General features: G+C 67.5%; 15 protein-coding genes. 3 read left to right on the forward strand and 12 right to left on the reverse strand.

What is annotated here, in order from left to right:
- Window positions 1-209 precede the first annotated feature (209 nt).
- Entirely contained in the window at window positions 210-3,983 is a 3,774-nt protein-coding gene (metH, locus tag IB257_RS10070) for a methionine synthase (protein ID WP_192492241.1), read from the forward strand.
- A 63-nt stretch (window positions 3,984-4,046) separates the two neighbouring features.
- Here the strand turns inward: metH and IB257_RS10075 are convergent, their stop codons facing one another.
- From IB257_RS10075 to IB257_RS10085, 3 genes are read right to left on the reverse strand one after another with little or no spacing between them, the layout of a single operon-like run.
- A complete protein-coding gene (locus tag IB257_RS10075) occupies window positions 4,047-4,832 on the reverse strand; it encodes a citryl-CoA lyase (RefSeq protein WP_054454971.1) in 786 nt (261 codons plus the stop codon).
- Entirely contained in the window at window positions 4,829-6,346 is a 1,518-nt protein-coding gene (locus IB257_RS10080; RefSeq protein WP_192492242.1) for a class I adenylate-forming enzyme family protein, read from the reverse strand. The genes IB257_RS10075 and IB257_RS10080 overlap by 4 nt, the downstream gene beginning before the upstream one ends.
- Window positions 6,347-6,356: 10 nt before the next feature.
- Window positions 6,357-7,340: a tripartite tricarboxylate transporter substrate binding protein gene (locus tag IB257_RS10085; protein ID WP_192492243.1), complete on the reverse strand. Its 984-nt coding sequence runs from the start codon at window positions 7,338-7,340 to the stop codon at window positions 6,357-6,359.
- Window positions 7,341-7,442: 102 nt separating this feature from the next.
- Here IB257_RS10085 and IB257_RS10090 point away from each other — a divergent pair, with 102 nt between their 5' ends.
- Window positions 7,443-8,240: an IclR family transcriptional regulator gene (locus IB257_RS10090; RefSeq protein WP_054454964.1), complete on the forward strand. Its 798-nt coding sequence runs from the start codon at window positions 7,443-7,445 to the stop codon at window positions 8,238-8,240.
- Here the strand turns inward: IB257_RS10090 and IB257_RS10095 are convergent.
- The 4 genes from IB257_RS10095 to IB257_RS10110 all read right to left on the reverse strand — a co-directional run bounded on the left by IB257_RS10095 (window position 8,237) and on the right by IB257_RS10110 (window position 11,960).
- Complete coding sequence (locus IB257_RS10095; protein WP_054454960.1) at window positions 8,237-8,782, reverse strand: DUF934 domain-containing protein; 546 nt, start codon at window positions 8,780-8,782, stop codon at window positions 8,237-8,239. The genes IB257_RS10090 and IB257_RS10095 overlap by 4 nt on opposite strands.
- A complete protein-coding gene (locus IB257_RS10100; protein ID WP_125472773.1) occupies window positions 8,775-10,517 on the reverse strand; it encodes a nitrite/sulfite reductase in 1,743 nt (580 codons plus the stop codon). Before IB257_RS10100 ends, IB257_RS10095 begins: the two co-directional genes overlap by 8 nt.
- 239 nt (window positions 10,518-10,756) lie before the next feature.
- On the reverse strand, window positions 10,757-10,948 hold the full coding sequence (locus IB257_RS10105; RefSeq protein WP_013391270.1) for a DUF2970 domain-containing protein: 192 nt from the start codon (window positions 10,946-10,948) through the stop codon (window positions 10,757-10,759).
- A 76-nt stretch (window positions 10,949-11,024) separates the two neighbouring features.
- The gene (locus tag IB257_RS10110; protein WP_192492244.1) at window positions 11,025-11,960 is read right to left on the reverse strand and encodes a LysR family transcriptional regulator; all 936 of its coding nucleotides are present in this window, start codon (window positions 11,958-11,960) and stop codon (window positions 11,025-11,027) included.
- Window positions 11,961-12,251: 291 nt separating this feature from the next.
- Between IB257_RS10110 and IB257_RS10115 the strand changes: the two genes are divergently transcribed.
- Window positions 12,252-13,589: a DUF3100 domain-containing protein gene (locus tag IB257_RS10115; protein WP_054454954.1), complete on the forward strand. Its 1,338-nt coding sequence runs from the start codon at window positions 12,252-12,254 to the stop codon at window positions 13,587-13,589.
- 55 nt (window positions 13,590-13,644) lie between these two features.
- Here the strand turns inward: IB257_RS10115 and IB257_RS10120 are convergent, their stop codons facing one another.
- The 5 genes from IB257_RS10120 to IB257_RS10140 all read right to left on the reverse strand — a co-directional run bounded on the left by IB257_RS10120 (window position 13,645) and on the right by IB257_RS10140 (window position 18,179).
- Entirely contained in the window at window positions 13,645-14,151 is a 507-nt protein-coding gene (locus tag IB257_RS10120) for a hypothetical protein (protein ID WP_054454952.1), read from the reverse strand.
- A 200-nt stretch (window positions 14,152-14,351) separates the two neighbouring features.
- Window positions 14,352-14,951, reverse strand: a complete 600-nt coding sequence (locus IB257_RS10125) for a glutathione S-transferase (protein WP_054454949.1) — start codon at window positions 14,949-14,951, stop codon at window positions 14,352-14,354.
- Between the two features lie 25 nt (window positions 14,952-14,976).
- Complete coding sequence (locus IB257_RS10130) at window positions 14,977-16,683, reverse strand: FAD-binding protein (RefSeq protein WP_192492245.1); 1,707 nt, start codon at window positions 16,681-16,683, stop codon at window positions 14,977-14,979.
- A 5-nt stretch (window positions 16,684-16,688) separates the two neighbouring features.
- Window positions 16,689-17,417, reverse strand: a complete 729-nt coding sequence (locus IB257_RS10135) for an SDR family NAD(P)-dependent oxidoreductase (RefSeq protein WP_192492246.1) — start codon at window positions 17,415-17,417, stop codon at window positions 16,689-16,691.
- 9 nt (window positions 17,418-17,426) lie between these two features.
- On the reverse strand, window positions 17,427-18,179 hold the full coding sequence (locus IB257_RS10140; RefSeq protein ID WP_119452186.1) for an SDR family NAD(P)-dependent oxidoreductase: 753 nt from the start codon (window positions 18,177-18,179) through the stop codon (window positions 17,427-17,429).
- Window positions 18,180-18,186 lie beyond the last annotated feature (7 nt).

Raw genomic sequence — 18,186 nt, forward strand, 5'->3', positions numbered from 1 at the left:
TTCCTGTTTCCCGTTTACCTTTCGCGCGCGGCTGGCAAGTGTTGCGTTCTTGCCTGCCCAGTGCGCCGAAAGCACCGGTTCGGGGCCGAAACTGTATCACCGGGAGGCGCGGATAGGCCCATTTTGTTACGATCAGGGCTTGTTTTTGCGGCGTTTTTCGCTTTTTCGCCACATAGCGCCGCCATCGCCAACTCCATCCGGACCTGCCCGTGTCGTATCCCCGCCTGCCTTACCCGCCCGAAGCCTATACCCACGGCAGCGAATTCGCCCGCCTGCTGGGCAAGCGCATCCTGATCCTGGATGGCGCCATGGGCACCATGATCCAGCGCTACAAGCTGGGCGAGGCGGATTTCCGCGGCGAGCGCTTCGCCGACCACGGCAAGGACGTCAAGGGCAACAACGAGCTGCTGTCGCTGGTGCGTCCGGACGTGATCTCCGAGATCCATCGCCAGTACCTGGAAGCCGGCGCCGACGTCATCGAGACCAACACCTTCGGCGCCACCACCATCGCGCAGGGCGACTATGAACTGCCGGAACTGGCCTACGAACTGAACCTGGTGTCCGCGCGCCTGGCGCGCGAGGCCTGTGACGCCTACAGCACGCCCGAGCGGCCGCGTTTCGTGGCCGGCGCGCTGGGACCGCAGCCCAAGACCGCGTCGATCTCGCCGGACGTGAACGATCCGGGCGCGCGCAACGTCACCTTCGAGGAACTGCGCGTCGCCTATGTGGAGCAGCTCAACGGCCTGCTGGACGGCGGCATCGACATCGTCCTGATCGAAACCATCTTCGACACCCTGAACGCCAAGGCGGCCATCTTCGCCACCGAGGAAGTGTTCGAGGCGCGCGGCGTGCGCCTGCCCGTGATGATCTCGGGCACGGTGACCGACGCGTCCGGGCGCATCCTTTCCGGCCAGACCGTGGAAGCCTTCTGGAATTCGGTGCGCCACGCGCGCCCCATCACCATCGGCCTGAACTGCGCGCTGGGCGCGGCGCTGATGCGGCCCTACGTGGCCGAGCTTGCCCGCATCTGCGACACCTACGTCTGCGTCTATCCGAACGCCGGCCTGCCCAATCCCATGGCCGAGACCGGCTTTGACGAAACCCCGGCCGATACCTCGGCGCTGCTGGAGGAATTCGCCCGCGCCGGGCTGGTCAACATGTCGGGCGGCTGTTGCGGCACCACCCCGGACCACATCCGCGAGATCGCGGCCAAGGTCATGTCGCTGACTCCGCGCGCCGTGCCGGACATTCCGGTCAAGACCCGCCTGTCGGGCCTGGAGCCGCTGAACATCGACGAAGACACGCTGTACGTCAACGTCGGTGAACGCACCAACGTGACGGGCAGCAAGATGTTCGCCCGCCTGATCCGCGAAGAGAAATACGACGAGGCGCTGGCCGTGGCCCGCCAGCAGGTCGAGAATGGCGCGCAGATCATCGACATCAACATGGACGAGGCCATGCTGGATTCGGTGGCCTGCATGCGGCGCTTCCTCAACCTGATCGCCTCCGAGCCCGACATCGCGCGCGTGCCGATCATGATCGACAGCTCCAAGTGGGAAGTCATCGAAGAAGGCCTGAAGTGCGTGCAGGGCAAGCCCGTGGTGAACTCGATCTCCATGAAGGAAGGGCTGGAGCCCTTCCGCCACCATGCGCGCCTGTGCCGCCGCTACGGCGCGGCCGTGGTGGTGATGGCGTTCGACGAACAGGGCCAGGCCGACACGCTGGAGCGCCGCAAGGAAATCTGCGGCCGCGCCTACAAGATCCTGGTCGAGGAAGAAGGCTTCCCGCCGGAAGACATCATCTTCGATCCCAACGTCTTCGCGGTCGCCACCGGCATCGACGAACACAACCACTACGCCGTGGACTTCATCGAAGGCACGCGCTGGATCCGCGAGAACCTGCCCTACGCCCGCATCTCGGGCGGCGTGTCCAACGTCAGCTTCTCGTTCCGCGGCAATGAGCCCATGCGCGAGGCCATCCACACGGTGTTCCTCTATTACGCCGTCAAGGAAGGCATGACGATGGGCATCGTCAACGCCGGCCAGCTGGGCGTGTACGCCGACCTGGATCCCAAGCTGCGCGACCTGGTCGAGGACGTGGTGCTGGACCGCGCCGAGCCCGTGGGCAAGACGGAAGCCGACGACGAGCGCACCCCGACCGAGCGCCTGGTGCAGTTCGCCGACAGCGTGAAGGGCTCTGGCGCCAAGAAGGAAGAGGACCTGACCTGGCGTAATGCCGAGGTCGAGGCGCGCCTGTCGCATGCGCTGGTGCACGGCATCACCGCCTTCATCGTCGAGGACACCGAGGAAGTGCGCCAGAAGATCGCCGCGCGCGGCGGCCGTCCGATCGAAGTGATCGAAGGCCCGCTGATGGACGGCATGAACGTGGTGGGCGACCTGTTCGGCGAAGGCAAGATGTTCCTGCCGCAGGTGGTGAAGTCGGCCCGGGTCATGAAGCAGGCCGTGGCCCACCTGATTCCCTTCATCGAGGAAGAAAAGCGCCAGATCGCGGCCGCGGGCGGCGACGTGCGCGCCAAGGGCAAGATCGTCATCGCCACCGTCAAGGGCGACGTGCACGACATCGGCAAGAACATCGTATCGGTGGTCCTGCAGTGCAATAACTTCGAAGTCGTGAACATGGGCGTGATGGTGCCCTGCGCCCAGATCCTGGAAAAGGCCAAGGAAGAGAACGCCGACATCGTCGGCCTGTCCGGCCTGATCACGCCCAGCCTGGAAGAAATGGCCTACGTGGCCAGCGAAATGCAGCGCGACGAGTACTTCCGCAGCCGCAAGCTGCCGCTGATGATAGGCGGCGCCACCACCAGCCGCGTGCACACCGCCGTCAAGATCGCGCCCAACTACGAAGGCCCGGTGATCTACGTGCCGGATGCCAGCCGTTCCGTGGGCGTGGCGACGAACCTGATGTCGGACCAGTCCGCAACGTATCTGGCGGAGTTGGCCGAGGAATACGAAGAGGTGCGCCGCCGCCACGCCAATCGCAAGGCCACGCCCATCCTGCCGCTGGCGGAAGCGCGCGCCTCGCGTCCCGCGATCGACTGGGACAACTACACGCCGCCGCGCCCGAAGTTCATCGGCCGCCGCACATTCAAGAGCTACGACCTGGCCGAAATCGCCAAGTACGTGGACTGGGGCCCGTTCTTCCAGACCTGGAGCCTGTTCGGCCCGTTCCCCGCCATCCTGGACGACAAGGTCGTGGGCGAGCAGGCGCGCAAGGTCTACGCCGACGGCCTGGCCATGATGAAGCGCATCATTGAAGGCCGCTGGCTCACCGCCAACGGCGTGGTGGGCTTCTATCCGGCCAACAGCATCAACGACGAAGACATCGAGGTCTACAAGGACGAGACCCGCAGCGAGGTGCTGTTCACCTACCGCAATCTGCGCCAGCAGGGCGCCAAGCGCGAAGGCGTCAGCAACAAGTGCCTGTCCGATTTCATCGCGCCCAAGTCCAGCGGCAAGCTGGACTACATCGGCATGTTCGCCGTCACGGCGGGCCTGGGCATCGAAAAGAAGGAAGCGGAATTCGAAAAGGCGCTGGACGACTACTCCAGCATCATGCTGAAGTCGCTGGCCGACCGCCTGGCCGAAGGCTTCGCCGAATGCCTGCATGCCCGCGTGCGCCAGGATCTGTGGGGCTATGCGCCCGACGAAGCCCTGTCCAATGACGACATGATCGCCGAGAAGTACGTGGGCATCCGCCCCGCGCCCGGCTACCCGGCCTGCCCCGAACACGTCATCAAGACCGACATGTTCCGCGTGCTGGACGGCGCCGATATCGGCATGATGCTGACCGACAGCTATGCCATGTACCCGGCCTCCAGCGTGTCCGGCTTCTACTTCAGCCACCCGCAGTCGCAGTACTTCAACGTGGGCGTGATCGGCGAAGACCAGTTGCAGGACTACGCCGCCCGCAGTGGCCGCAGCATCGAAGACCTGAAGCGTACCCTGGCGCCGAACCTGGGTTGAGCGCTGCGGGGGGAGCGGTCAGGCGTACTCGCTGGCCATTCCCCCGTCCATGCGGCTGCGCCGTTACGCCTGCTCTCCGTCTTGATGCGTCTTGCCTTTGCCCACATAGGGAATGGCCTGGTCTATGGTTTCCCAGATGTAGCGTCCCGATGGACTTTGCTGTTCCTCGGCCACGTGCGACACCAGGCCGGCCGCGCGCGAAATGACGGCGAAGCCGCGCATCAGTTCGGTCGGCACGCCGATCTCGCTGAGCAACGCGGCCACCGCGCCGGTGGCGTTGATGGTGATGTGCTTGCCGTAGGTCTCGTCGATCGCGGCCGAGAGCAGGCGCAGCGCCTTGAGCGAGTCGCCCTTGAGTTCCGGTTCGGCCTCGGCCAGCGCCAGCAGCTTGATCGAGCGCGGGTCGTCGGGCTTGTGCAGATGGTGGCCGAAGCCCGGCAGGGCGCTGCGCGATTCGCGGAACTCGCGGGCGATCGCCAGGGCTTCTGCGCGGCCGTCGTCGGCCTGGCGGATGCGGTCCAGCAGGCGCGAGCAGTTTTCCATGGTGCCGACGAACTGGCTGCCTACCGCCATGAGGCCGGACGCCACCGCGCCCTGCAGGTTTTCCGGCGCGCTCATGTAGATCAGCCGGGTGGCGATGGCGCTGGGCGTCAGGCCATGCTCCATCAGCGTGACCAGCACCGCGTCGACGATGCGCAGGTCCACTGGGCGCGCCTCGCGGCCCAGGATCTGCATGATCATGACTTCGGTGAAGGTCTTCTTGCCGATCAGGTCTTCGACCAGATCCACGTCGCGGTAGGACATGCCGGTAAGGTGATGCGCGCAGAGGCGGGTTTCGGGCGTTTTCATGAGGTCTCCTTCAGGGCCGCGTCGCGCACGGCGTTTTTCAGTACCTTGCCCACGCTGGAGCGCGGCAGGCTGTCATGGATGTGGAATTGCTTGGGCGTGGCCACGGGGCCGAGCAGGGCGCGCACGTGCGCCTTCAACTCGTCCGCGCTGGCCTGCGCGCCGGGATGGAACTGCACGGCGGCGTGGACCGCTTCGCCCCACTTGTCGTCGGGCAGTCCGAACACCGAGCACTCGTAGACGGCGGGATGCGCGGACAGCGCGTTCTCCACGTCCACCGGGTAGATGTTGAAGCCGCCGGTGATGATCACGTCGCGCAGCCGGTCCTTCAGGAACAGATAGCCGCGCGCATCGATCAGGCCGGTGTCGCCGGTATGCAGCCAGCCGTCCACCACCGTTTCGGCGGTTTTTTCGGGCAGGCGCCAGTAGCCCGACATGACCAGGTCGCCCTGCACCACGACCTCGCCGATCTCGCCGCGCGGCAGCAGCGCGCCGTCGGGCGACATGATGGCCACGTCGCTGAGCCAGGTGACGCGTCCGACTGAGGCGCGGTTCTCCGGCGCTTCCAGGTCGGCGGGGCGCAGCACCGTCATGATCTGCGGCGCCTCGGTCTGGCCGTAGGTGGTGCCCAGCACAGGGCCGAAGAATTCGCGCGCCCGATCGATCTTTTCCACGGGCATGGGCGCGCCGCCGTAGATCAGGTTGCGCAGCCGCGGGAAGTCGGTGCGCGAGACGCCGGGCTGCGCCATGATCATGTAGATCAGGGTAGGCGGCATGAAGCTCAGCGTGCCGCCGCGCTCGCGGAAGGCGGCGGTGATGCTGGCCGGCGTGACGCCATCCAACAGCAGATGGGCGCCGCCGCGCGCCAGCACCGGCAAGAGGTATGTGCCGGTGCCGTGCGTGATGGGGGCGGCCACGACATAGCGGTCTTCGTGGGTCAGGCCCCAGCTCATGATCTGGTTGATGATGCCCGCGTTCCACGCGTGGTACGGCTGCATCACGCCCTTGGGCAGGCCGGTGGTGCCGCCTGTGAACTTGATGGCCTGGGTGGCGTCGCGCGGTAGCGCGTGGCGCTGCGGCTCGCGTCCGGCGCAGCGGGCCAGCAGCTCATCCAGCGCCAGCGGCGCCGATGCGTCGTCCAGATGGATGTGGCGGCGGCCTTGCGGCGCCAGGGCCGGAGGCGCCAGCGGCGCGCCCACGCCGTCCACGATCACGATGGACGGCTCGGTGGCGTCCAGGATGCGCCCGATCTCGCGCTCCGTGCTGCGGTAGTTGAGCGGCACCCACACCTTGCCGCTGGCCAGCACGGCCAGCAGCGCCAGGATGTGCCGCGCGGAGTTGCCGGCGCAGATCGCCACCCGCGTCTGCGGCGCGGGATCCAGTTCTTGCAAGGCCGTGGCCAGCGCCCGCGTATCGGCGGCCAATTGCGAGTAAGTGACCTGGCCTTCGGGACCGTCCAGCGCGATGCGCTCCGGATACTGCTCGGCGGCGCGGAAGAAGAAATCTATCGGGTACATCCTGGTGTTCCTAGTTGGCTTTGAGGTTGGCGCTCTTGACGACCTTGCCCCATTTGTCGATCTCGCTGGCGATCTTCTGGGCGTAGGTCTCGGGGGTGTTGGGCTGCTGCGGCGCGTAGAAGCCGGATTGCTGGTAGGACGCCTGCAGCGCCGGGCTGGCCAGCGCCTTGTTGATGGCCTGGTTCAAGCGCTCGACGACGGGCTTGGGGGTGCCGGCCGGCGCCATCACGCCGAACCAGGATTCCACCTCGAAGCCGGGCAGGCCGGATTCGGCCAGCGTGGGCGTGTCGGGCGCGGTGGGCAGGCGCTGCGGCGAGGTCACGCCGATGGCGCGCAGCTTGCCGGCCTGCACGTGCGGCAGCGACGAGGGCAGGTTGTCGAACATGGAATCCACCTGGCCGCCCAGCAGGTCGGCCACGGCCGGGCCGCTGCCGCGGTACGGCACGTGCAGGATGTCGGTGCCGGTCTGCATCTTGAACAGCTCGCACGACAGGTGGATGGACGAGCCGCTGCCGGAAGAGGCGCAGGTCAGCTTGCCCGGATTTTTCTTCGCGTAGGCCACGTATTCCTGCACGGTCTTGACCGGCAGCTTGGGGTTGACGACCAGGATGTTCGGAATGGTCGCCAGCAGGCCCACGGGCTCGAAGCCCTTCACGAAGTCATAGTTGAGCTGGCTGTACAGCGTGCGGTTGATGGTGTTGGCGATGGAACCCACATACAGCGTGTAGCCGTCTGGCGCGGCGCGCGAGACGATTTCCGCGCCTATGTTGCTGTTGGCGCCGGTCTTGTTCTCCACCACGATGGTCTGGCCCAATTCTTCCGAGAGGGACTTCGCCATCAGGCGCGCCACGATGTCGGTGGCGCCGCCCGCCGCGTAGCCGACGACCAGCGTCACGGGACGCTCGGGATAGGGCTTGGCCGCCAGGGCCGGGGCCGCGAGCAGCGCACCCAGGGCGGCCGCCGCGGCGGCCCACCGCTTGCTTTGCATCTTCATTGTTGTCTCCGTCCTGTTTGTCTAATATTTGGACAGCTCTGCGTCTGCCCGGATCCATATTGGGCTTTGATAGGGGCCTCATCAACGCAAGCTGTCCAAAAAATGAACAAACCAGAATCCGAAGGCTCGGGGCCGCGCGTATTGCGCCGCGGGCTGCGCGTGCTGGGCGTGCTGCGGCAGGCGGGGGCGGCGGGCATGCACGTGGTCGACATCGCGCGCGCTGCGGGCATGCAGCGGACCACGGCCTATCGCTATCTCGACGTGCTGGTGCAGGAGGGCTACGCCTTGCGCGAGTCCGAGGCGCCGCGTTGGCGCGTGGCCGAGCTGGGCGTGATGATGGCGGGCGATCCGCATGCGCAGGCTGTGCGCGACCTGCGGCCGGTGCTGCGCCAGATCAGCGATGTCAGCGGCGATTCCGCTTTTCTCATCTGCCGCGCGGGCAACGATTCGCTTTGCCTGCACCGTGAAGTGGGCAACTATCCCGTGCAGGTGCTGGCGGTCACGGTGGGTCACCGCCAGCCGCTGGGCGTGGGGGCGGCCGGGCTGGCGCTATTGGCCGCGCTGCCGCCGGACGAGTCGGAAGAGGTGATTGCGCAGAACGAGCAGGCGCTGCGCGCCTACGGCGGCATGACGGTGGCGCAGATGCGGCGCCTGGTGGAGAACACGCGCGGGCGCGGCTGGTCGGTGGTGGGCAACGCGGCGGTGCCGGGCGTGTTGGGGGTGGGCGTGGCCTTGTGCGACGCGGGCGGATATCCGCGCCTGGCCGTCAGCGTGTCCAGCCTGATCGGCCGCATGCAGGCGGCGCGCCAGCGCAATATCGCCGACCTGATCCGCGCCCAGTTGGCGCAGGATGAGGTCAGGACGCAGCGCTGGGCGCTGCCGGGGTTTCCCGCGGCTTAGGCGGCTGCCGGCGTCGGCACGCGGTAGGTCTTCTGGTAATGCACCGTGAAGGTCTTGAACGCGTCCAGGGCCTTGTGCGGATCGTGGCCGGGCTTGACCAGGAAGCTGTCGAAGCCGACGCGCGCCTGGTAGTGGATGGTATCGATCATCACGTCGCCGACCGCGCGCAGTTCGCCTTGCCATTGGTAGCGCGTGCGCAGCAGCTGCGCCAGCGAATAGCCTCGGCCATCGGTGTAGACCGGGAAGTCGACGGCGATGAAGGCGATGCCGGCGGGGTCCAGCGTGCCGTCGGCTTCTGCCAGGTCGCGCAGGTCGGCGTCGGGGTCAAGCAGTACCGCGACCGGATGCTGGTGGCGGCGCAAGGTGGCGCGCGAGGTCTTCCAGACGGAAAGCGGCACGATCCAGCCCGGCGCGTCGCCAGGCACTTGGCCTTCGGCGGGGACCTCGGGTTCAGGCGTGAAGACGCGCGAGGCGTCGGCTTCCAGGCGGCCGTTGCGGATCAGGTGCGGGCCGGGGGCGTCGTGCGGATAGATTTCAGACATGGGCGGCCTCGGCTTGCTGCGCGGGTTTGGCGAAGGCGGGATCGGAGTAGACGTCCTGCTTGAAGGGGTCGATGCCGACCCGGTCCACCACGTCGATGAAGCGTTCCTCTTCGCTGTCGCGCAGGCCCAGGTAAGTGCGGATCAGGCGGTCCACCACGCCAGCGACCTGCTCGCGCGCGAACGACGGGCCGATGATGCGGCCGATGGCGGCGCCGCCGCCGCGCGTGGATTCGATATCGGGCAACGGCTTGGCGGCGCCGTTCTGGCGTCCGCCGATGGTGACCTGATACCACTCTTCGCCGGCCTTATCGACCCCGAGGATGCCGATGTGGCCCACGTGATGGTGGCCGCAGGAGTTGATGCAGCCCGAGATGTTCAGGTCCAGCTCGCCGATCTCGAAGAGATAGTCGAGATTGTCGAACTGGCGCTGGATGGCTTCGGCCACGGGGATGGAGACGGCATTGGCCAGCGCGCAGAAATCCCCGCCCGGACAGGCGATGATGTTGGTCAGCAGGCCGATGTTGGGCGTGGCCAGGTTCAGCGCCTGCAACGTGGTCCAGAGCTCGTGCAGGCGCGCGCGGCGCACGTCGGCCAGGATCAGGTTCTGCTCGTGCGAGACGCGCAGTTCGCCGAAGCCGTAGTCGTCGGCCAGGTTGGCCACCGCGTCCATCTGGTCGGCGGTGATGTCGCCCGGCGGCACGCCGGTGGGCTTGAGCGACACGGTGACGGCGGCATAGCCGGCCACCTTGTGCGGATGCACGTTGGTGCGCAGCCAGCGCGCAAAGCGCGGATCGGCGGCGGCCAGCGCGGCGGTGTTGTCCACGTCCTGCGCGGCAGCGGCATCGTATTGCGGCCAGACGAAACGGGCCTTGATGCTGTCGACGAATTCCTGGGTGATGGTGTCCGGGCCGCCCTTGATGAGCTGCCACTGTTCATCCACCTGCTGCGCATAGACTTCCGGCGTCAGGTCCTTGACCAGGATCTTGATGCGCGCCTTGTACTTGTTGTCGCGGCGGCCGTGCAGGTTGTAGACCCGCAGCGCGGCCTGCAGATAGGTCAGCAGGTCCTGCCATTCGACGAAGGGATTGATCAGCTTGCCGACGATGGGCGTGCGGCCCAGCCCGCCGCCCACCCAGACGCGAAAGCCCAGCTTGCCGTCGCGTTCGACGGCTTGCAGGCCGATGTCGTGCACGCCCACGGCCGCGCGGTCCTGCACGGCGCCGCTGACCGCGATCTTGAACTTGCGCGGCAGGAAGGCGAACTCCGGGTGCAGCGTGGACCACTGGCGGATGATCTCGCACCAAACCAGCGGATCCACCAGCTCGTCCGGCGCGACGCCGGCGAAGTGGTCGGTGGTGGTGTTGCGGATGCAGTTGCCGCTGGTCTGGATGGCATGCATCTGCACCGTGGCAAGTTCGGCCAGGATGGCCGGCACGTCTTCCAGCTTGGGCCAGTTGAACTGGATGTTCTGGCGGGTGCTGAAATGGCCGTAGCCGCGGTCCCATTTGCGGGCGATGTGCGCCAGCGTGCGCAATTGGCGCGACGCCAGGATGCCGTAGGGAATGGCGACGCGCAGCATGGGCGCGTGGCGCTGGATGTACAGGCCGTTCTGCAGGCGCAAAACGCGGAATTCATCTTCCGTTAGTTGGCCATCGAGGAAGCGGCGCGTCTGGTCGGAGAATTGCGCCACGCGTTGCTCGACTAGCTGCTGGTCGACGGGGTCATACACGTACATGTCTACTGCCCTTGAAGTCTTCTCGGTCTGGATCCCGGCGGTCGCCCGGCGCAATGCGGCAGGAGAAAGGGGTTCATAACCGTAACAGGCAGCTGTAGCGACCGTCTAAGTCATTCTGGTAATAAGATAATGGGGCCCCCACGCTGCACGCGCTTGCGCGCGCTTGCTGCCCCCCGAGGGGGCTATCCCGCCTTGGGGCGGCCCGGCGGCGGGACGGGCATTCTTGCGGGACGGTGGATTTACAACGCGGCGTTCACCGCCCAGCGCGCGACCAGCACCAGAATGACCACCAGACAAGCCGCCATCAGCAGCCCGGTCAATATCAATGGCGCCGGCTTGTTGTTGGCGATGTCGGCATCGTAGCCCCGTCCGCGGCGCACGCCGAAGAATCCCCACAGCACGGATTTGACCGTGCGCAAGAAACTCAGCATGTTGTCTCTCCTGGCGTCGTGGCGGATAGCGCCAATGTAGGCTGCCGGGCGTCGGGGAAACAGATGCAGATCCGCCTTACCTGACCGTATCAGACGCCGGACCGGCCGGGGCGCCGATGCCGCGCACGATGTGGTCCAGCAGTTCGCGCGCGGCGGGGGACACATGGCGGCCGGCGCGGCTCAGCACATGCAGGCTGCCCTGGTTGAGGATGGGGTTGGCCAGCGGCAGGCTGGCCAGGCGCTGGGCGCGCAGGTCGGCCGTGACCGCGATGGGCGGCGTCAGCGCATAGCCGATGCCGGCGGCGGCGAATTGCCACAGTGCCTTGAAGGACGAAGTGGTGAGCACGTTGCGCAGCCTGACCTGTTCGCTGATTTCGGCGGCCTGGATGTGCTGGCGCACGCCGAACCCCTCCTGCATGGACGCGCCGGGATACTCGGCCAGGTCGGTCAGCAGCAGGGGACGGCTCAGCAGGGTCAGCGGGTGGTCCTCGCGCACGATGGCGCGGATGGGTTCGGGCCGCGAATAATGGGTGCGCAGGCGGGCGTCGTTGGGCGGCTGGAACACCAGTCCGATATAGGCGCGGTCATCGACGATGCGCTGCACGATCTCGGACGTGCGCGCGACGTCGATGTCCAGCGTGACCTCAGGGTGGCTGCGCCAGTAGCCCGGCAGCACGCGCTCGAACATCAGCTCCACGAAGCCCTCGCCCAGCACCAGGTCTATGTGTCCCCGTTCGGCCTTGCGCAAGCTGTCGATCTCGGAGAAGAAGCTCTCCTGGATGTCCTGCTGGCGCTTGATGTAGCGCGCCAGGATGTGGCCCGCGTCGGTCGGCACTACGCCCCGTCCGCGGCGCTCGAACAGGGCGATGCCGCAGTCGCGTTCCAGGGCGGCTATGGCGCGGCTGACGGCGGACGGGTCCATGTCCAGCACTTCGGCGGCGCCGCGCACCGAGCCGCGGCTCATGACCTGCATGAAATAGTGGGTGCGGCGGGCGTCGAGTTTTTCGTCCATGGCGGGGCTCCGTGGCGGAGAGTGCGGCGGCAGATCCACAGATACAATCTAGGGTTTACCCTTGCATGAATCGAGATCATGCAAAATTTTCCCTGGAAAAGCCTGTCCGTTGCATTTTACGCAACGTTTATGCGCCAGCCCTGTCATGGTTGCGCGCCGGGCCCCCGGCGAAAATCGGCCCTGCTGCGCGCGCCGTCGCCGCCGCCGCGCTGCGACGCCCATTGCGGGCGCCGGCCGGCCGGGATCGCGGCGGGCAGCCACGACGACTATTCACGTACTCAGGGGAATCCGATGTCACACGCCAGCGCCAGCCTGGCCGCGCCTTCCATGCCGCTATCCGGGCGCATCCGCATGCTCGCCGCCATCTTGCTGGTGGTTGTCGTTTCGGAGGCGATCGGCAGCGCCACCTTCAACGTAGGCCCGGGCAAGATCATCCTGCAGCCGATGCTGTGGGCCATCTTCATCGGCGCCATCGTGGCCGCCTTGGGCCAGCGCCTGCCGGCGGGCCTGAACATCGACACCGCCATGCAGACCCGCATCAGCGGCTATCTGCAATACGCGCTGCTGCCCTTCCTGGCCAAGCTGGGCCTGATGGTGGGCGGCGCCTTGCCGCAGGTGCGCGAAGCCGGCTGGGCCCTGGTGTTCCAGGAATTCGGCCACTTCTTCGGCACCATGGCCGTCGGCCTGCCGCTGGCGCTGCTGCTGGGCATCAAGCGCGAGGCCATCGGCGCCACTTTCTCGGTGGGCCGCGAGCCCAGCCTGGCCATCATCGGCGAACGCTACGGCATGAACTCGCCCGAAGGCCGCGGCGTGATGGCCGAGTACATCACCGGCACCGTGATCGGCGCGCTGTTCGTGGCGTTGATGGCCGGCTTCATCACCAGCCTGAACATCTTCGATCCGCGCTCGCTCGCCATGGGCGCCGGGGTGGGCTCGGGCAGCATGATGGCCGCCGGCGTGGGCGCGATCGCATCCCAGCAGACGCCCGAAGTCGCGCACCAGGTGGCCGCGCTGGCCGCCGCCGCCAATCTGCTGACCACGGTGGTGGGCGTGTACTTCACGCTGTTCATTTCGCTGCCGACCACCATCTTCCTGTACGGCAAGCTGGAACCGGTGCTGGGCCGCTTCTCGCGCGGCAAGGCCGAGACCGTCGCCGCTGATGACGAGGTCACGCAGGACGCGCCCGCGCACGGCGTCAAGATGGGCTTCGGCGATCGCCTGACCGCCTATGTCATCTGCGGCCTGTTCGCGCTGGTGGGCAACCGCCTGGGCTACAACGTGCCGTTTGCCGACGCCTTGCCGGGCATGGGCATCATCATCCTGCTGGTCGTCATCACCGACCTGGTGCTGCGCGTGGTGCCCAAGTTGCCCGCCGTGTTCGTGCTGTCGCTGATCGCCATGACCGCGGGCTGCCCCGGCGTGCTGCCGTACTCGGACCAGATCATCGCCATGGTAGGCAAGGTGAACTTCCTGCCGTTCACGACCGTGATCCTGGCCATGGCCGGCCTGTCGATCCTCAAGGACCTGCCGGCGTTCCGCAAGCTGGGCTGGAAGATCGTGGTGGTGTCCCTGGCCGCCAACGCCGGCACCTTCCTGGGCGCGACCATGATCGCGGAATTCTTCCACTGATCGCCGTTCGTTCCCGAATCAAGAACCGCCTGATGCGTCAGGCGGTTTTTTTTGGTCAGGGCGCGAAACCCGGCCGGTAGCGCGCGTTGTCCGTGACGTTCTCGGTCGCGCCGATGTTGGCGACCTTGGGAACGCCCAGGCCCGCCGCCTTCATGGCGACTGCGGTCTGCAGTTCCTGCACTTGCGGATTGCCCATCGCGACGCGGTAGGCCTGCAGCGGCATCAGGCCTTCGATGGTGCCCAGGTCGTTGGCGGAGCCGGCGCGCTGGGCCGCGGGGTCGGGCTGCGCGGCAAAATCCTCAACGGCGCGGCGCATGCGCGATGCTGCGTGCAGGTCGCGTAGCGCGTCCGCATTCGAGGCGTCAAAGACGGCCAGCGCCAATGGCAGACTGTCGCGGTCGCGTTCGACGCGCAGCGCGTGGGCGGCAGCCGTTGCCCGGGCCGCGTGGACGTGGGCCACGCGTTGGGTTTCGGGAAATGCGCGGGTGGCGTCCAGCGCGGCCGAGCGCGCGGGATAGGGCGCATCAGCCCGGTGGATGGCGGAGATCGCAGCGACGTTCATGCTGGGCCCCTTCTGGTGATGGCCGGCGGATCGGCCCGCCTGCCGACTTCACTGTAACAGCTGGGGGCGATCCGGGCGAAAAAAAGGCCCCTGCACGCGTCAGGGGCCTAGCGACGCGGCTCGGGGCCGCGCCGTACCAGGGCAGGTGATGGCCAGGGAGCCCGGCGGGTTCTCCCGGCCCTGCGCCTGCCCAAACCGGATCAGGGCTTGGTGGCCTGCATGGACGGACGCTGGCTGAAGGTCTCGTACCAGGCGGCGGTGGCCGGATGTTCGGCGCGCCAGTCCAGGTCGGGGAAGCGGAAGTCCAGATAGCCCAGCGCGCAGCCGATGGTGATGGTGCCGATGTCCAGGCGGCCTGCCAGCGCGGCGGCGTTCTTTTCCACCAGCGCGAGGCCGTCGCGGACCTTGCCCAGCTGGCCCTCGACCCAGCCGTCCCAGCGCAGCGCTTCCGGACGCAGCACGGTTTCGTAGCGGGCCAGCAGTGCCGCGCCCAGCATGCCGTCGGCCATGGACTGTTCCGTCAGCACCTGCCAGCGGGTCTTGCCCGACGGGAACAGCGAACCGCCGCCCAGGTCGTTCAGGTATTCGCAGACCACGCGGCTGTCGTACAGCGCCTGGCCGTCATCCGTGATGAAGGTGGGCACCTGGCCCAGCGGATTGGTGGGGATGATGGTCTGGTCGCGGGCCACGGGGCCGGCTGCGCTCGGCAGCTTCTCGATGCGGTCGGCCAGGCCGAGCTCATGGGCGATGACCATGCATTTGCGCACGAAGGGCGAGGCGGGCGAGTAGAAGATTTTCATGGGGATCCTTGTCGGTGGAGAGGCGTCAGTGTTGTGCATGGGCCAGATGTTGTCCAGCGATCCAGCCGAAGGTCAGGGCGGGACCAAGCGTGATGCCGGGGCCGGGATAGGCGCCGCCCATCACCGACTGCATGTCGTTGCCGGCCACGTAGAGGCCAGCAATGGGCGCGCCCGTGGCGTCCAGGGCCTGGGCATGCGGATTGGCGGCGATGCCGCAAGCGGTGCCGATGTCGCCGGGATAGACCTTGACGGCGTAGTAGGGGCCCGCCGCCAGCGGCGCGAGGCAGGGATTGGGAGCGTGTTCCGGATCGCCCAGGTAGCGGTTGTAGGCGGTCGATCCCTTGCCGAAGTCCGGGTCCAGGCCCTGGGCGGCGTGGGTGTTGTAGCGTTCCACCGTGGCCTGCAGCGCATCGGCGGGCACGCCCAGCCGGGCCGCCAGGGCCGCCAGCGTCTCGGCTTGCAGCAGGTAGCCGGCGTCGATCAGATGCTGGCGCGGCCGGCCCCCTGGCAGCGCCAGGCCCAGGCCCCAGGTGTCGATGAAGCGCTGGTCGCAGATCAGGAAAGCGGGAATGCTGGGCGTCGTGCCATGGCTGCGGTACATGGCCTGCACGAACTCATGGTACGAGGCGGATTCGTTCACGAAACGCCGGCCCGCGCCATTGACCGCGATGAGGCCCGGCTTGGCCCGGTCCCACACCAGGTGCGGGTAATGCAGGGGCTTGCCGTCCGCGGATTCCAGCAGCGAGACCGGCGCCCAGAACGCGGGGCTGGCGTGGCCCGAGCCGAGCGCGGCGCCGGCGGCTTCCGACAGGCGGATGCCGTCGCCGGCGTTGTCTCGCGGCGACATGGACCACAGACCCGTGGGCTGAGGATAGCTCTGCGCGCGGCGCGCCGGATCCCAGGGAAAGCCGCCCGTGGCCATCACCACGCCGCGGCGCGCGCGGATGTTCAACGACTTGCCATTGCGCCGGACCGCGGCGCCCAGCACGCGGCCCGCTGCATCGCGGTGCAGCGCCAGCGCCGGCGTGTCCAGCCAGTATTCGATCTTGCGAGCCAGCATGCCGTGGAACAGCTGCGCGGCCAGCGCATTGCCCAGCAGCAGCCGGGTGCCGCGGCGATAGCCGCGCGCGCGGTCGGCGGCATAGCGCAGCACCAGCTTCATGCTGTGGCGCCAGGCCGCGAACGAACGCGTGGCGCGCAGCAGATGGCGCACGTCGGTGATGTTGACCATCATGCCGCCCAGCACCGTGAATTCCTTCAGAGGATCCCGCAGGAAACGGAAATCGCCGCCGAGCTTGCGGCCGTCGAACTCCAGCGGGTCGAGCGAACGGCCGCCCATCGCGGCGCCGGGCAGGTCGGGGTAGTAATCGGGCGAGGCCGTGCGCGCCGCCAGATCCAGGATGCCGCGCGACACCAGGTAATCCATCATGCGCGGGCCGGCTTCGAGATAGGCGCGCTTCATGTCATCGGGGGCCGCCGCGCCCACGGTCTGTTCCAGATAGGTCCAGACCTTTTCAAAACTGTCCGGATGGCCGGCGGCGTCTGTCTGCGCGTTCAGCGGTATCCACAGCGCGCCGCCTGAGATCGCGGTGGAACCGCCGATGCGGCCGGTCTTTTCCACCAGCAGCACGTCCAGTCCTTCCTCGCGCGCCGTCAGCGCCGCGGCCATGCCGCCCGCGCCCGAGCCGACGACCAGCGCGTCGACTTCCTTGTCCCAAGTAATGCCTTCCATGCTGCCTATGCTCCCGAGCCGCCCAGCGATTTTCCGCCGTCCACGAAGATGACCTGGCCGGTGATGAAGTCCATGTGCGGCGCGGCCAGGAAGGACACGGCATAGGCGATGTCTTGCGGCTGGCCCGCGCGGCCGGTGGGCTGCAGGGCCAGTTGCGCCGCAAGGCGTTCGGGCGTGAGGTTGCGCAAGAGCGGGGTGTCGATGAGGCCGGGGGCGATGGCGTTGACCAGGATGCCGCGCGGGGCCAGTTCCATGGCCGAAGCGCGCGTGTAGCCGACCAAGGCCGCTTTCGAGGCCACGTAGTGCGGGTGGTTCTTTGCGCCCAGGTAGGCGCGCGAGGCGATGTTGACGATCTTGGCGCCCGGCGCCATGTCGCGCGCGGCCTCCTGCGTCAAGGTCGCGACCGCCAGCAGGTTGACGTCAAAGGCGCGGCGGTAGTCGGCGCTGTCCACCTCAAAGAACTTGCGCTCGTCGAAGAGCCCCGCGTTGTTGACCAGCGCGGCCAGCGGCGCAAGCGAACGCGCCAGCGCGCGCGTGGCGGCTTCGTCCCTCAGGTCCACCACGCGGTGTTCCACGTCCAGCCCTTGCGCCCGCAGCGCGTCGGCCTCCTTTTCGGCCAGTTCCGCGTTGCGGTCGGCCATCACGACGCGAAAGCCATCGCGCGCCAGCCGCTCCACGATGGCAAGACCCATGCCGCTAGCGCCGCCCGTAACCAATGCCGTGCCCAGATTCATGATGTTTCCTCACACGGCCAGGTAGCCGCCGTCCACGGGCAGCACCACGCCGTTCACGTAGCTGGCCATGTCCGAGGCCAGGAAAAGGACCGGACCCACGATCTCGTCGGCCCGCCCCGCGCGGGCCATGGGCGCGCGCTGCATGTACCAGTCCGTGCCCTGCGCCTGCGCGCGCTGGCCCGCCGTCATCTCGGTTTCCATCAGGCCGGGAGCCACGGCGTTCACGCGCACGCCATGCGGCGCGAGGTCGCGCGCCAGTACCTCGGTGAACGAGCGCACGCCGCCCTTGGACACCACATAGCCGGCGGTCGAGATGCTGCAGCCGTAGGCCACGATGGAGCACAGATTGACGATGGCGCCGCGCGTGGCTTTCAGCTGTTCGACGAAGGCGTGGGTGACGTTGAACGTGCCTTGCAGGTTCACGCTCATCAGACGGTCCCAGATCTCGGGCGTCTTGGGATCGTCGAACGGGGCGCGCGCCGAAATCCCGGCGTTGTTGATCAGGATGTCCAGATTGCCGTGTTCGGTGGCGGACCGTTGCGCAAAGTCGCGCACGGCGGCGGCATCCGTCACGTCCAGCACCGCGTCAGCGGCCTTGCCGCCCGCGGCGCGGATGGCTTGCACCGTGGCTGCGGCCAGCGCCGCATCCACATCTGCGACGATGACGGCAGCGCCTTGCCTGGCGAAGCCTTGTGCGATGGCCGCGCCCAGGCCGCGGCCCGCGCCCGTCACGAGCACCCGCTTGTCTTGCATCGATATCATGGTCGGT

The sequence above is a fragment of the Achromobacter sp. ACM03 genome, assembly GCF_014851665.1.
Lineage (GTDB): Bacteria > Pseudomonadota > Gammaproteobacteria > Burkholderiales > Burkholderiaceae_B > Achromobacter > Achromobacter aegrifaciens.

Coding starts and splice junctions, on each gene's coding strand:
- IB257_RS10125 (WP_054454949.1), bottom strand. CDS start 14,951: ATGAAAATCTTCTACTCGCCCGCCTCGCCCTTCGTGCGCAAATGCATG.
- IB257_RS10080 (WP_192492242.1), bottom strand. CDS start 6,346: ATGTACCCGATAGATTTCTTCTTCCGCGCCGCCGAGCAGTATCCGGAG.
- IB257_RS10140 (WP_119452186.1), bottom strand. CDS start 18,179: ATGATATCGATGCAAGACAAGCGGGTGCTCGTGACGGGCGCGGGCCGC.
- IB257_RS10130 (WP_192492245.1), bottom strand. CDS start 16,683: ATGGAAGGCATTACTTGGGACAAGGAAGTCGACGCGCTGGTCGTCGGC.
- IB257_RS10075 (WP_054454971.1), bottom strand. CDS start 4,832: ATGAAAACGCCCGAAACCCGCCTCTGCGCGCATCACCTTACCGGCATG.
- IB257_RS10105 (WP_013391270.1), bottom strand. CDS start 10,948: ATGCTGAGTTTCTTGCGCACGGTCAAATCCGTGCTGTGGGGATTCTTC.
- IB257_RS10095 (WP_054454960.1), bottom strand. CDS start 8,782: ATGTCTGAAATCTATCCGCACGACGCCCCCGGCCCGCACCTGATCCGC.
- IB257_RS10090 (WP_054454964.1), top strand. CDS start 7,443: ATGAACAAACCAGAATCCGAAGGCTCGGGGCCGCGCGTATTGCGCCGC.
- IB257_RS10135 (WP_192492246.1), bottom strand. CDS start 17,417: ATGAATCTGGGCACGGCATTGGTTACGGGCGGCGCTAGCGGCATGGGT.
- IB257_RS10120 (WP_054454952.1), bottom strand. CDS start 14,151: ATGAACGTCGCTGCGATCTCCGCCATCCACCGGGCTGATGCGCCCTAT.
- IB257_RS10115 (WP_054454954.1), top strand. CDS start 12,252: ATGTCACACGCCAGCGCCAGCCTGGCCGCGCCTTCCATGCCGCTATCC.
- IB257_RS10100 (WP_125472773.1), bottom strand. CDS start 10,517: ATGTACGTGTATGACCCCGTCGACCAGCAGCTAGTCGAGCAACGCGTG.
- IB257_RS10085 (WP_192492243.1), bottom strand. CDS start 7,340: ATGAAGATGCAAAGCAAGCGGTGGGCCGCCGCGGCGGCCGCCCTGGGT.
- IB257_RS10110 (WP_192492244.1), bottom strand. CDS start 11,960: ATGGACGAAAAACTCGACGCCCGCCGCACCCACTATTTCATGCAGGTC.